The organism is Runella defluvii (genome assembly GCF_014195535.1).
Classification (GTDB): Bacteria; Bacteroidota; Bacteroidia; order Cytophagales; family Spirosomataceae; genus Runella; species Runella defluvii.
On the sequence record NZ_JACIBY010000004.1, the window covers coordinates 607,183 to 621,771 of the forward strand.

General features: G+C 45.0%; 7 protein-coding genes. 3 read left to right on the forward strand and 4 right to left on the reverse strand.

Going from position 1 to position 14,589, the window contains the following annotated elements:
- The first annotated feature begins 120 nt into the window (after positions 1-120).
- Positions 121-789, forward strand: coding sequence for a DUF4386 domain-containing protein (locus tag FHS57_RS12565; protein WP_183974081.1), 669 nt, complete (start codon positions 121-123; stop codon positions 787-789).
- Positions 790-881: 92 nt separating this feature from the next.
- A complete protein-coding gene (locus FHS57_RS12570) occupies positions 882-2,132 on the forward strand; it encodes a DEAD/DEAH box helicase (protein ID WP_221225616.1) in 1,251 nt (416 codons plus the stop codon).
- 12 nt (positions 2,133-2,144) lie between these two features.
- Here the strand turns inward: FHS57_RS12570 and FHS57_RS12575 are convergent, their stop codons facing one another.
- Genes FHS57_RS12575 through FHS57_RS12590 form a run of 4 tightly spaced genes read right to left on the reverse strand, consistent with a single transcriptional unit; the run spans position 2,145 to position 8,535 of the window.
- Positions 2,145-3,992: a sensor histidine kinase gene (locus FHS57_RS12575; protein WP_183974083.1), complete on the reverse strand. Its 1,848-nt coding sequence runs from the start codon at positions 3,990-3,992 to the stop codon at positions 2,145-2,147.
- Between the two features lie 43 nt (positions 3,993-4,035).
- On the reverse strand, positions 4,036-5,886 hold the full coding sequence (locus FHS57_RS12580; RefSeq protein WP_183974085.1) for a tetratricopeptide repeat-containing sensor histidine kinase: 1,851 nt from the start codon (positions 5,884-5,886) through the stop codon (positions 4,036-4,038).
- 43 nt (positions 5,887-5,929) lie between these two features.
- On the reverse strand, positions 5,930-7,765 hold the full coding sequence (locus FHS57_RS12585) for a sensor histidine kinase (RefSeq protein ID WP_183974087.1): 1,836 nt from the start codon (positions 7,763-7,765) through the stop codon (positions 5,930-5,932).
- A 53-nt stretch (positions 7,766-7,818) separates the two neighbouring features.
- Positions 7,819-8,535: a LytR/AlgR family response regulator transcription factor gene (locus tag FHS57_RS12590; RefSeq protein ID WP_183974089.1), complete on the reverse strand. Its 717-nt coding sequence runs from the start codon at positions 8,533-8,535 to the stop codon at positions 7,819-7,821.
- A gap of 216 nt (positions 8,536-8,751) precedes the next feature.
- On the opposite strand from FHS57_RS12590, the gene FHS57_RS12595 reads away from it, so the two are divergent.
- Positions 8,752-14,370, forward strand: a complete 5,619-nt coding sequence (locus FHS57_RS12595; protein WP_183974098.1) for a T9SS type A sorting domain-containing protein — start codon at positions 8,752-8,754, stop codon at positions 14,368-14,370.
- Positions 14,371-14,589 lie beyond the last annotated feature (219 nt).

Sequence of the window (14,589 nt, forward strand, 5' to 3'; positions counted from 1 at the left end):
TTCGTCGATTTCGTTCGGATATGAGTATCCGAACGCACCATTCATTTCTTATCTTAGGTTAATGAATTGTACCAAAGCGAGTCGATAATTTTGTGCCCAACATTCAAAAAAATAAAGTGTATGGGAGTTACAGAAAATCGGAAGCGCAGCATGGCGCTGTTGGCAGGTAGTTCGTTGATTTTGATGGCCTTATTGGCGGGAGTGGGCTACGGTTATGCGTTTGAAACCTTGTACGTAGAAGGAGATACGTGGGCGACTTTTCAACAATTTCACCAAAGCCCTTCGCTCGTCTATTGGGTGGTAGCCACCTTTGTCGGGATTTTACTCTTGGATGTAGTAGTAGGCTGGGCGCTTTACGGCTTCTTTTACAGCACCCATTCACACCTGTCGATGCTGGCGGCGGTGCTTCGCTGGGTTTATTCACTCTTGCTCGGTGCGGCGCTACTTCCGTTGCTTCCTTTGTTAGATTCGGCCAGAATGCAAAAAGCAGCGGAGGTCATGGCGCATTTAGAAGATTTCTTGCGGGCTTGGTCGTTGGGGCTAATTTTGTTTGGAGTTCACTTGTTGGTGTTAGGGTATTTGATTGTAATGTCGCCTAAAACCCCAAAATGGCTTGGTTTTCTGGTCTGTTTTGCGGGAATTTGTTACGTAGGCATTCACGCTGCCCAACAGATTATAGCTGATTTTTCAGTTTATCGTAAACAAATCGAAACGATGTTAAGCGCTCCAATGGCTTTGGGCGAACTTTCTTTGGCGATTTGGCTTTTGGTGAGAGGCGGGAAGGGGTAGGATAGGGCTTTATTGTGGTAAAAGAAAGGGCATAAGTAGATTATTGTATTAAAAACCCTATTTTTGTACTTTCACCTTTAATCACATCACCATTGACTTTCGACGATTTTGACTTTGAATATGAGCTTTTGGATGGACTAAATGCCATGGGTTTTGACGAACCCACCCCCATCCAAGCGCAAGCAATTCCTGTTATTCTTGACAATAAAGACCTCATTGCCTGTGCCCAAACGGGAACGGGTAAGACTGCCGCCTACTTGTTGCCAATTCTGAATAAAATTATCATTGCACCCGACGAAATTCGGCACCTCAATACCCTTGTTTTAGCGCCTACCCGCGAGTTGGCCATCCAAATTGACCAACAAATCGAAGGCTTGGGCTATTTTACAGGCGTGAGTTCCATTGCCATTTACGGCGGGGGAGATGGCGCCGCATGGAGCCAACAACGCCGCGCTTTGGCCGACGGTGGCAATGTCATCATCGCTACGCCAGGGCGTTTGATTGCGCTTTTACAAATGGGTGAAATCAACTTTAAACACCTGCAACACTTGATTTTGGACGAAGCCGACCGTATGCTAGACATGGGCTTCTACGATGACATCATCAAGATTATCAGCTATTTGCCTTCGAAGCGTCAAACACTTTTGTTTTCGGCAACCATGCCGCCCAAAATCAGAACGCTGGCCAAGACGATTTTGCAGAATCCCGAACAAATTAGCATTGCCGTTGCCAAACCTGCCGAGGGAATTTTGCAACAGATATACTTGGCCTACGACGCCCAAAAAATACCGTTGCTAAAACATATTTTGAAGGAGGGCAGCTACGAAAGCATCATCATTTTTGCGTCCACGAAGGAAAACGTAAAAAAACTCAATGAAGAGCTCCGAAAGGCCAAAGTAAAGGCCAAAGCGTTTCACTCCGACTTGGAGCAAAAAGAACGGGAAGAGATTTTGCGGGAGTTTAAAAGCAGGGCATTACCCATTCTGATTGGAACAGATATTCTTTCACGCGGAATTGACGTAGAAGGAATTGATTTGGTCGTCAACTTTGACGCTCCTCACGACCCCGAGGACTATATTCACCGCATCGGACGTACAGCCCGCGCGGCCACGACGGGCACGGCCGTGACGTTTATCAACGAAAAAGACCAAAGAAAACTTGGGGCTATTGAACGGCTTATTGGCAAAGAATTGCCAAGGGTGGCGTTGCCTGCGAGCCTTGGCGACGGCCCAGAGTACAAGGCAGTGTCGTCCAACAAAAAACCTAAAAATAACAAACGTCCTTTCCGAAGAGGAGGCCCTCCCAAAGGCCCAAAAGGCCCTAAACCTGCACCACAGGGGTAAGAGTGTACGCCGTTATTTCGGAAAACGGAGCGAAAAGTTTGTCCCAACGTCGGGGTGGCTAGTGACATCAATGCTGCCCCCATTGGCTTCTACCAATTCTTTCACCAATACAAGTCCCAGCCCTGTGCCTTTTTCAGCGGCAGTACCTTGGCGCGAGTTTTGTTCTCCCAATTGAAAAAGCTGCGTGAGTTGCTGCGGCGACATCCCAATGCCCGTGTCCTTGACCTGAATGTAATGAAAGGCGTTGTCTTCGTGCTGTACTAAGTCGATAGCGCCTGCCGAGCGCGTGAATTTTATGGCGTTTTGCAAGAGATTTCGGAAGATAATGGCAACGTGATTTTTATCGGCGTTGACAAACACCGATTCCTTTATTTGGAGCCGAAGGGCAATGTTTTTTGCATCGGCAGCGGGTTGTAGGAGCGTTAGTTGTTCTTGAATGGCTTCATTTAACGAAAAGCGTTTTGGGTGAGGTTTCATTCCCCCAAGCTGCGAGATAGACCAATGCAGTACGTTATCGAGCATGGTTCTTACCTGCCTGATTTCTTGCCCCAAATTTTGGGTAGTTTCAACAAATTCATCTTGGGTCAGTGCTCCCCAATTGGTGAGCATGACGTTGTTTTCGAGGGCTCCCACGGGCGAGCGAAGGTCGTGCGAAAGAATGGCGAAGAGTTTGTCTTTGGTGGCGTTGAGTTGGGTCAATTCTTGTTTTTGTCTTTGTTCGCGTTTATAAAAAACTACTATAACTCCCCCCAAAAGGAGTACGAAAGCCGTAATGGCAAAACTCAAATTTCGATAAAATCGCTCTTTTTCTACCTCGTTTTGCTTCATCAGCAGGTTGCGCTCACCCTCAGCTCGAATGACCTTCCTGCCTGATTCTAAGTTCATTACATCTTGAAGGTATTTAACATAAAGTTCTGAATATCGCTTGTAGTTTTCTGCACTTTTTTGGTGTTGCCCGAGCCGCTCGTACGCATTTGAAATGACCGTATAACAAAGCATTTTATTGACCATCACTTGTTTGTTAACGCTCGATCGTTTGAAAATGCGGCTTGCAAATTCAATAGCTAATTCATATTGTCCCACCTCATAACAAACCGTAGCTATATCTTCTAAATTATTAAATGTACTCACCTCTTTCACATTCTTTAAGAGTGTTACGGTTTTCTTTCGATACGTTTCTGCTTCTTCTTTTTTGCTGGGTATTTTCTTCAGTACTTCATACATATATCCGTAAGCCAATGCTTTCGATTGTACTGAGGCCGAGCGCTCACTGACATATTTTTCACACCGTTTGCTGATTCTCAGGGCATCCTCTATTCGGTTTTCCTGTAAATACATGTACTTCAGCCATTTATAGGGATTTAAAAAAACAGTTTTCGACTTTTCTGTATATTCAACAGACTTTAACAGGTATTGGTACATTTCAGCCTTGAAGTTTTGATGTTCGCTAATGGTCGCCATTCCTTTACATATTTGGGCGCAGGAGTCGAAATCTTTTTCCTCATCGGCATATTTTAAGGCTTGTGAATAAAGGCTGAATGCTTGCGGCTCATCCAAAACGGCATACATCTGAAGATGGGCTATTTCTATCAAAAAAGTGATGATACTTCTTCGGTCATCCCTACCTTTTGCCATTGAAAGGGCGTTTTGGTAGAGATTTAAAATAGGGTCAGGTTTTTCAAAATATTCATCAATTCGTGTGGGTGCGTTGAGCATTACTTGAATTTTTGCGGCATTCGTTTTGGCAGAATAAAAATGCTTGGCTAAACTATCTATTTTGCTTGCGGTAGCTTTTTGTTGTGCTTGGATGGATGAGAGCGCAGACAAAATTACCCCAAGTACGACTAAAATTCGGGACATGAAAAGTTGGTTTTAATTTCTCAATTAATTCATTTTTTGTTTTTTAGGATTGCTGAAACGTGATTGAACATGTGCAACCCTTTCCTATCTCACTTCTGATTTCAATCGTTCCCTTATTGGCTACTACTAATTCTTTGACCAATACCAATCCCAAACCCGTACCTTTTTCTTGGGAAGTGCCTTGCTGAGATGAGCTTTCGTTAATCGTAAACAACTTACGCAATTGTTCTTGGGAGATTCCAATTCCCGTATCTTTAATTTCGAGCTGGAATTGCTTTTCTTTTTCAGCACTTTTTATGCTGATTTCTCCCTGGGTAGGGGTAAATTTGATGGCATTTTGGAGCAAGTTTCTGATAATGATGGCCAAATGGTTTGAATCAACCATCAATTGTGCTTCGGGAGCAACGAGGCTAGTCATTTTTATTCCTTTAGCTTGGGCACTGGCGTGTAAAAGCTTGATTTCGGCTTCAATGATGGGCAAAACAAACGTTGTTTTTGGGTGAGGTTTCATTCCCCCAAGCTGCGAGATAGACCAATGCAGTACGTTATCGAGCATGGTTCTTACCTGCCTGATTTCTTGCCCCAAATTTTGGGTAGTTTCAACAAATTCATCTTGGGTCAGCGCTCCCCAATTGGTGAGCATGACGTTGTTTTCGAGGGCGCCTACGGGCGAGCGCAGGTCGTGCGAAAGAATAGCAAAGAGTTTGTCTTTGGTGGCGTTGAGTTGGGTCAATTCTTGTTTTTGTCTTTGTTCGCGTTTATAAAAAACTACTATAACTCCCCCCAAAAGGAGTACGAAAGCCGCAATGGCAAAACTCAAATTTCGATAAAATCGCTCTTTTTCTACCTCGTTTTGCTTCATCAGCAGGTTGCGCTCACCCTCAGCTCGAATGACCTTCCTGCCTGATTCTAAAGTGAGCATATTTTTAAGCACTTTTACATAAGTAGTCGAGTATTCTTTATAGAATTCTAAGCTTTTTGGGTAGTCTCCTAAGCGTTCATAGGAAGCCGAAAGCATCTCGTAACAATGTATCTTAGAAGCATCAAGCTGACTATCCATGTCTGTTTTTGTGAACAATTGATTGGCAAAGAAAATGGCTAATTTGTATTGCTCAACTTCATAACAAACAGTGGCAATATCGTCTGATTGATTTGTTTCAGAAATAGTTTTAAATTGCCTTAATAGCTCAACAATCCTATTCTTATAAATAGCCGCTTCTTTTTGTTTATTAGGCATTCGCTTTAATACAGCGTAGTAATATCCGTAGGCCAATGCCTTAAACTCCGCTGGAGCTGAACGCTCATCCACGTAGCGGACAGCTTGCCTACCCACCTCAAGTGCCTCATTGATCCGATTATCTTCCAAATACATCGCATACGCCCAACGGTAGGGCCTAAGATATAAAACCTGCGATTTTTGATTGAATTCTATTGCCTTTGAAAAGTACTTATACATCTCATTCCTAAGGTTTTGATGCTCGTTGATGGCTGCTAATTCAAAACTTATTATAGCACAGGAGGTATAATCTTTCTCTTCTTCGGCATAAGTCAACGCTTTGGAATATAGTTGGAAGGCTTTGGGCTCATCAGACGTGATATACGTCTCAAAGTAAGCAATCTCTATTAAAAGTGATATGGTGCTTTTCTTATCACCGATGCTTTCGGCAAGCACAAGGGCTTTTTTATAGAGCTTTAGGATAGGATCAGGTTTTTCAAAATACTCATTAATTCGTGTGGGTGCGTTGAGCATTACCTGAATTTTTGCGGCATTCGTTTTGGCAGAATAAAAATGCTTGGCTAAACTATCTATTTTGCTTGCGGTATTTTTTTGTTGCGCTTGGATGGATGAGAGCGCACACAACATTACCCCAAGTACGACTAAAATTCGGGACATGAAAAGTTGGTTTTAATTTCTCAATTAATTCATTTTTTGTTTTTTAGGATTGCTGAAACGTGATTGAACATGTGCTCCCCTTTCCTATCTCACTTTTGATTTCAATCGTTCCCTTATTGGCTACTACTAATTCTTTGACCAATACCAATCCCAAACCCGTACCTTTTTCTTGGGAAGTGCCTTGCTGAGACGAGCTTTCGTTGATCGTAAACAACTTACGCAATTGTTCTTGGGAGATTCCAATTCCCGTATCTTTAATTTCGAGCTGGAATTGCTTTTCTTTTTCAGCACTTTTTATGCTGATTTCTCCCTGGGTAGGGGTAAATTTGATGGCATTTTGGAGCAAGTTTCTGATAATGATGGCCAAATGGTTTGAATCAACCATCAATTGTGCTTCGGGAGCAACGAGGTTAGTCATTTTTATTCCTTTAGCTTGGGCACTGGCGTGTAAAAGCTTGATTTCGGCTTCAATGATGGGCAAAACAAACGTTGTTTTTGGGTGAGGTTTCATTCCCCCAAGCTGCGAGATAGACCAATGCAGTACGTTATCGAGCATGGTTCTTACCTGCCTGATTTCTTGCCCCAAATTTTGGGTAGTTTCAACAAATTCATCTTGGGTCAGCGCGCCCCAATTGGTGAGCATGACGTTGTTTTCGAGGGCTCCTACGGGCGAGCGCAGGTCGTGCGAAAGAATGGCGAAGAGTTTGTCTTTGGTGGCGTTGAGTTGTTGAAATTCGGCTTTTCGAGCCTGCTCACGGCGATAAATATAATAAATGGCAATACTCAGCATAATCACTAATACAGCCACTGCAATCGACCAATACGTATATAATTGTTGCCTTTCTACCTCATTTTGTTTAAGGGCAATATCATGTTTGGCTTGGGCTTGAATGATTTTTTTACCTGCGTCGTCTTTTAAACGACTTTCGATATGTTGGGTATCTAAAATGTGAAATTGTCTTGAATATTTAAGGGCAAGTTGATAATTTTTTTGTTCTTCATACACCTCTGATAAAAAACTATTTGCAAGGCATTTAGAAGTGAGATCCCCGTTTTTGTCACCCCAATTAAGTATTTGTTGTGCATAGTTTATAGCTAAATCAGAACGATTGTACTTATGGCAAATAGCAGAAATAATTAACAGAACATCGGGTGTGATAGCCGACATGGGTACGCTGTCTATCGTTGTCAGGGTTTTGTTACGGTAATAAGCGAACTCTTGTTTTCGGTTAGGGAAGTGCCTTAACGCATTAACCAACGCATCATAAGCAATCACCAGTTGGGTTAGGGGGGCCTTGGTTCGTTCCATCAAAGCCACCATTCTTTTGTTGATGGAGAGTTGTTCTTCCCACTTTTTATCATTTTCTAAGGTTACAGAAAGCGCATTAAACGGGCCAACAACGGGATCTGGAGCTTTTTCAATATAGTCGGCCGACCTATAGAAGGCTTTATACATTTCATCTCGGTTTCCTTGATGATCATGTATAATTCCCATGGCGTAATAGACTGTACCGATAAATAGATTATTCTTAGTTGCCGTTGCTTCTACCAATGCTTTTTGAAGCCATTTGTACGCTACTTCCTCGTCTAATTTACCGTACATATAAGTCAATGCCGTGTAGTGTATCGCTTTGAACCGAGCAACTTTGTCATTGTTTTGCTTTGCCAGCATGTATCCCTTTTGGTAAAGTTGCAGCAGCCCATCAGAATTACCCATGTATTTCATAGGTCTATCTGCAAACAAAATACGCAACTTTGCTGTATCGGAAGTTGCTCGCGAAAAGGCGGTTTGCAGGCTATCAAAACTTGATATGCTTTGGGCTTTAAGCGAAATCGGAAGGGTAAATTCTAAAAATAGGAGTAGGTAAATACACTTCATTAATAGAGTATTTAGAGAATAAAAGCAAAAAATAGATGGTGTGGGGTGATTCCTTAGCCATTTCGGCTAATGAGATTGCCCCCAATGTGTTGGCGACTGATTTTGGCGCGATACTGATCCCCAATCGGAATTTTCTCGCCGTTGGTCAAGATAACATCGTCTTTGGTAATGGTCGCAATGGCCAACCGATGCACCAAATAGGACCGATGTACCCTCAAAAAGACATCCCCTTTGAGTTGCTCTTCCATTTTTGAAATCGACAGCATCGGAGTATAGGTGTGGTTGGGGGTGACAATGTGCAAAAAGTGCTCTTGTGCTTTCATATAGAGCACATTGTGGTAGAGAACTTGCTCGTAATTATGCCCGTCTTTTACGAAAAAATAGGGGCTCAGCGATATGTCTTCGGGTTGGCTGAGGAGGCGTTTACGTACCTTTTCGATGCTTTGCAGGAAGCGCTCAAAGTTCAGGGGTTTGAGCAGAAAATCAACGGGCGAAACTTCGTAGCAGTCTAAGGCATATTCTTGGTGAGAAGTTACAAAAATAATCAAAGGGCCATTGGGCAAGCTTTTGGCCAAGCCTATTCCCGAAATATCGGGCATTTCAATGTCACAAATGAGTAAATCAACCTCATTTTCGGTGAGTTTGGCATACGCTTCAAAGGCAGATTCGCAAACGGCCACCAACTTCAAAACGGGGTTCATTTCTACAAATTTACTTAAAGTGAGGCGCCAATTGGGATTGTCGTCAATGATGAGGGTATTGATTTTCACGAGCAATGGTAGGGTTTGAATGGTTGGACTTGTGTTTTAATGTACCAAAAAGGCAAGTTCAAGTAGTAAAAAGTACTATTCAAGAATTGAGCCATTCTGGGCTATTTTGTCTCACCGAGCCACTTTACTTTTGGTACATCCATACGTGTGCTTGGTCTCTTACAAAACTACATATCTTCTGCGAAAAGTCATCACCCTACGTTTCATTTACCTATCATGAACTTAATTATTCATTCAGTAAGTTATTTATCCCAAAATCATTTGAAGCCTTTTTTATGGGCTATGTTTTGCTTTTTTATCGGGCTTTCGAGCGGCCAGAGCACCGCTGAGGCGCAGAACTGTCCAACGGCATCGCTTGACGTAATTGTGCCAGTCAATGATTTCACGGGGAATGGCTACCCAGCCTATAAATTTTATCATAAAGACGGCACAAACAACAATGTTTTTTATAAAGACGAAACAATTTACAGCTATGGCGTTCAAAACTATACAGTAAATGCCTGCATTTCGCCAAGCGCAGCAGCGTTTCGCACACCAATTATGCCTGCATCTTTTGCGGAAATCTGTACAGCTGCCAATTCGGCCGTATTCTGGTCAAGTGGAGCAGATGGATGTAGTTTGCCAACACTTAGAACATGCCAAAAAGTTGGCCCGGTACAATATGTGCATTCACGGGTACAGCATTTTCAGGCTACTGCCACGGGAGACTTCACCGTTGCCTTTAACAACAGTAATGGCACAACGGTAAATCTTACGATTTTAGAACGTTATGCTGTTTATACCGATTGTGGAAATTTGGCAGGTAATTACGTTGAAACGGGCACACAAAATAGCAAGAAAAAATTTGTTGATTCCGACAATAATGAGCTTTACTACGATGCTACCAACACCCAATGGGTAATTAGTGGTTCGATGGGTATTGCTTACAAGGTAGCCTCAACCGCCGATGCTCCGCCATTAACGGGCTGGCAAGTAGTAGGTAGTAGCTGCGTTGGCGCAAATTGTAAGGTTGCTTATGGAGAATATGTGCCTGCTGCTATTGTGTTTGCTGCCTCCGTTTTTATCAACAATGGGTGCCTTCCCCACTTTAATGGTACTTATTACTTATCTGGTATTGTTGATGAGCGGCCTGTTTATAAAAGGTCTGATGGGCAAGAATTAAAGTTCAATAAAACAGCTCTGGCATGGGAAATCGGTGCAGGGATAGACAACCGATTATTTAACACTAGCCCCACTAAAGATGTGCCTACATCATGCTGGAAGGCTAATGTCGGTAGTGCTAGTACATGTGATTTAAGCACAATTAATTTTACGCTCAGTGCAAATTCTCAAGTTGTAAATCCTGTCGTTATGTGTGTAAAGTCTGGTTGCGGTACTGCCCAAGGCACCTACACCCAAACAGGTACTTGGAACGAACGCCCTGATTTGAAGGATGATTACCAAAACCGCCTTTATTATTGGGGCGCGGGAGACCCCACTCACCCCGAAGGCTGGTACATCCGAAATTCAACGAATGTATCGCTGTTTTATAACAGTTCAACGAACACCGCTCCACCCACTACGGGCTGGCAGGCATTTATGGGCGATGGTAGTAGTTGCACAGGTAGTATTGAAGTCAATGAAAAAGAATGTCCTTGTCTTGCTTCCGTTAGCATCGTTGCCAATCCAAGTGGTAGCATCGGCGCTGGCATGAGTGTAACCTTCACGGCAACACCTACCAATGGCGGCACCACACCAAGCTATCAATGGAAGAAAAATGGGAACGACGTAGGAACAAATAGTGCTACCTATACCGATGCGGCTTTGGCCAATGGCGATAAAGTTACCTGTGTAATGACCAGTAACGCTACTTGTGTTTCAACTCCGACGGCCACCAGCAATGAGATTCCGATGGTAGTATGCCCGATTGGTGGTGAAACTTGGACGGCCCACACGGCAGCAGAAGCAAATTCATGGCGGTCGGTGACCTACGGCAATGGCTTGTTTGTGGCGGTTGCAGCTAGTGGTGCCAACCGAGTGATGACCAGTCCTGATGGCGTCAACTGGACTGCCCGAACGGCGGCAGAAAACAATTTATGGGTTTCAGTAATATACGCTAATGGTTTGTTTGTAGCGGTTGCAACTGATGGTGCAAATCGCGTGATGACTAGCCCCGATGGCATCAACTGGACTGCCCGAACAGCAGCAGCGGCAAGTCAATGGTATTCGGTCACTTACGGTAATGGTTTGTTTGTGGCGGTAGCGGTTGGGGGGGATAATCGCGTGATGACCAGTCCCGATGGCATCAACTGGACTGCTCGAACGGCGGTAGAAGCCAATGAATGGACTTCGGTAACCTATGGCAACGGCTTGTTTGTGGCAGTAGCAGTTAGTGGTTCAACCCGCGTGATGACCAGCCCCGATGGCATCAACTGGACTGCCCGAACGGCGGTAGAATCCAGTAGATGGTTTTCGGTGACTTACGGCAATGGCTTGTACGTGGCAGTGGCTCAAAATGGTACCAACCGCGTGATGACTAGCTCCGATGGTATCAATTGGACTGCCAGAACAGCGGCAGTTCCCAATGAATGGCGTTGGGTGACCTACGGTGGTGGTTTGTTTGTGGCGATAGCAGAGGTTGGTGTCAGCTGTGTGATGTGTAGCCGCGATGGAATTAATTGGGTTGCCCGTACCATCGCAGAAGATAGTCCGTGGGTTTCATTAATCTATGGCAATGGCTTGTTTGTGGCGATAGCAGCGGATGGTGCCAACCGCGTGGTGACTAGCCCTGGAGGCGATACGCCCGCCGTTAGCATCGTTTCCAATGATGCCGACAACAATATTATCAATGGTACGAGTGTCACTTTCACCGCTACGCCTACCAATGGTGGAACAACTCCAAGCTACATTTGGAAAAAGAATAACGTAACTATTCCGAATGAAACGGGGGCGACTTTGACTACTACTACGCTGGCTAATGGTGATAAAATTAAGGTTGAAATGACAAGTAGTGATGTTTGTGTATCGCCAGCCACAGCCACGAGTGATGAAATTACAATGACAGTTATCCTTTGTGTTTCTCCCACCACTTACAACGTCACAGGCGGCGGCTCCTATTGTTCGGGCGGTAGCGGTTCAGTAGTAGGTTTATCGAGTTCGCAAACGGGCGTAAATTATCAACTCAAGAAAGGCAGTGTGAATATTGGCAGTGCGGTAGCAGGCACTGGCAACGCTCTCACGTTTGGCAATCAGATGGAAGCGGGCACTTATACGGTAGAGGCAACGACTGCCACGGGAGGTTGTGTAGCGAGTATGTCAGGGAATGCGGTAGTAACAATCAATACGTTACCCTCTTTATTTAGCGTGACGGGCGGAGGTAGTTTCTGTCCAGGTGGCTCGGGCGTATTGGTTGGTTTGAGTGGTTCGGAATCAGGCGTAAGTTACCAACTGAAGAAAGGGGATGTGCTAATCGGCAATGCGTTGAGTGGCACAGGCAGCTCTATATCGTTTGGTAATCAGACAGATGTCGGCACATATACCGTAGTGGCGACCAACACCAGCACAAGTTGTGTGACTTCGATGACAGGCAGTGCATCGGTAACGACTTATGCTTTACCGACGGCAGTGGTTAGTGGGACTTCGTTGGTTTGTAAGGGAGGTTCAGCGGTGACAGTGACCTTCACGGGAAGTAACGGCGTTGCCCCCTACACATTTAGCTATCAAGTAAATGGGGGTAGTGTACAAACGGTCGCGACTACTGGCGGAAGTGCGAGTGCGACAGTAAATCAAAGTACAAGTACAGCGGGCATTTATACTTATACGTTAGTAAGTGTGCGTGATGCCAACTGTTCACAAACCCAAACAGGTAGTGCGGTGGTTACTGTGCAGACGAAACCTACAATTGTTCTCAACACGTTACAACAGACGTTTAACGAAGGCAATACACAAGTTTTGTGCGACACGGATGCGAATCCTGAGAACGGTTTACAGTTTACAGTTTCGGGTTCATGTGTGACTGGTTCGCCCGTTTGGCGAGTACAAGTGGGCGGTGGTTCATGGAGTGAATGGTCGGCGACAGCCCCAGTTACCCAATCCTCCAATAACCAACCGCACCGCTACCAAGCGGCCTGTGATGCGAGTTGTCCCGTGACCTATACGTCACCGATTGAGTTGACGATTAACTACCGCGCTTCGGTGCCACAAAATGTGTCGCTATTGGCGGACGGTGTGACCGTGGCAGCGGGAGAGACGAAAGACATTTGTAACATCGAAGGCAATGAACTGTTCTTCAAAGCGACTTGCGCAACGGGAGAAACGGTTGTTTATTCGGTGGATGGAGGTGAATACAGCGGAGTTGTACCGACGCAGTTGGTAGATGGCAATTACCATAATTATCGGGTACGTTGTCGTAAGTTGGACGGTACGGCATCATGTATAGAGACGGAATCGGGTGTACTTCGATTGCGGATTACGAGTTTGTCTCAAGTACCTGTAGCAAGCCTGAATGTGACGAGTGGCTGCGGAACGCCATTGTCTTTCAGTGGCAGTACAAGTTGCGGAAATTTGGCGAGCATCTGGTACAATGCTTCGACCAACGTCTCTCTGTCAACGCTTCCTGTCCAAACGCCAAGTGAAACGACTTCGTACTACGCCCGTTGTCAGACAGAGTATGGTTGTGTGAGTGAGAAGAGTAATGTGGTGACCTTTACGGTGACACCTATTTACGTAGCGCCGATAGTTACGGTTTCGCAAGATGTGGTATGTACAGGCACGACGGTGACGGTTTCGGCGAACTGTCCAGCAGGAAGTACAACGAGCTGGAACACAGGGGTAAGCACGCCAAGTTTTGAGGTAGCATTTAGCAACGTAACCAAGCAGAGTTACTGGGCGAAGTGCGTCTTTGAGGGCGGATGTCAGAGCGCTGAGAGTAACCGTAAAGAGGTATCTTGGAAGGCATTTGTGGTGAGTTTGATCAACATTGGGGAGAGCAAATCGGGGATAAAGAGCAACGACCGCGCGGCGTGGAGTAGCCAGTTTGTTACCCGCGATGGCGGGCCAGAGTTGGATCAAAGCACGCAGCAGTCTCCGACGTTGTATTACGTTGAGAATGTGAACAAGCAGGCACCTCGTTATTGGACGATTCATGCGGATGCGTGTGCCTTAGGTACGAATGGATCGTTGACGTTTGACATGTTGGCGACGCCCGAGATGGGGGTAATTCGTTCCTTCAATACGCACGAAAACAATGCGCCCTACTTTATGTATGCCAACCGTGAAGGCTGGACGGAGTTATACGCCCAAAATCACCCCGCGTATGGTTTTTACCAAGACAACGGAGCAGGTGGTAACGTTTATGACGCGGGTTTACCGAAAGGTTTATACAAGTTGAGTATTCGTTATTGGGACATGAAGGGTTGGGGAAGCATTTATCCCTCGACGCGCAAACCTCAGGGCAACGTCTTAGCGTATCAAGAATATTGGTTCCGAATCCAGTCGAAAGATGGTGTGGGGGTAGGAGCAGCGCGGACAGCGGTTAGCGGGGAGGAAGAGGTAAAAGGCAAAGGGCAAGGGTCGGATAACGGAAAACAGTTAACCGATAACGTTGCCTTCGCCACCGTCATGCCAAATCCCGTCACCAACATTCTGCGTTTGAAAGTGCAAGACAGCAAGGGGCAAATGGTGCAGACTACCTTGACTGACGCAGCAGGTCGTCATGTGTTGAGTCGTCAATTTACACCAGAGACCAACATGCACCAAGAAGAGTTCGGGGTGAGTGAGTTGCCGACGGGAATGTATTTCTTGAAGGTAACGACGTCAGACAAACAAGCGACGTTGAAAGTAGTGAAAGTAGATTAACAAACAGAGTAAAATGATTGAATGAACAGGGATGCTTTGCTAAAGTGTCCCTGTTTTTTTTGGTTAAAAAGGAGAGAATTGGAAAGATTCATGCTTTGAAAAAAAAGAAAACGTTGTTTTACCTCACCAATTTCTATTTTTATGCGACAGTTTGTATTTAATTTGACAATGATATGTCTGATATGTGTGGGGGCTCGCGTGAGTAGCTTCGCTCAAAAA

Bases quoted from the DNA above. Each gene is read 5' to 3' on its own strand.
- FHS57_RS12565 (WP_183974081.1), top strand. From the start codon at position 121: ATGGGAGTTACAGAAAATCGGAAGCGCAGCATGGCGCTGTTGGCAGGT.
- FHS57_RS12575 (WP_183974083.1), bottom strand. From the start codon at position 3,992: ATGTCCCGAATTTTAGTCGTACTTGGGGTAATTTTGTCTGCGCTCTCA.
- FHS57_RS12580 (WP_183974085.1), bottom strand. From the start codon at position 5,886: ATGTCCCGAATTTTAGTCGTACTTGGGGTAATGTTGTGTGCGCTCTCA.
- FHS57_RS12585 (WP_183974087.1), bottom strand. From the start codon at position 7,765: ATGAAGTGTATTTACCTACTCCTATTTTTAGAATTTACCCTTCCGATT.
- FHS57_RS12595 (WP_183974098.1), top strand. From the start codon at position 8,752: ATGAACTTAATTATTCATTCAGTAAGTTATTTATCCCAAAATCATTTG.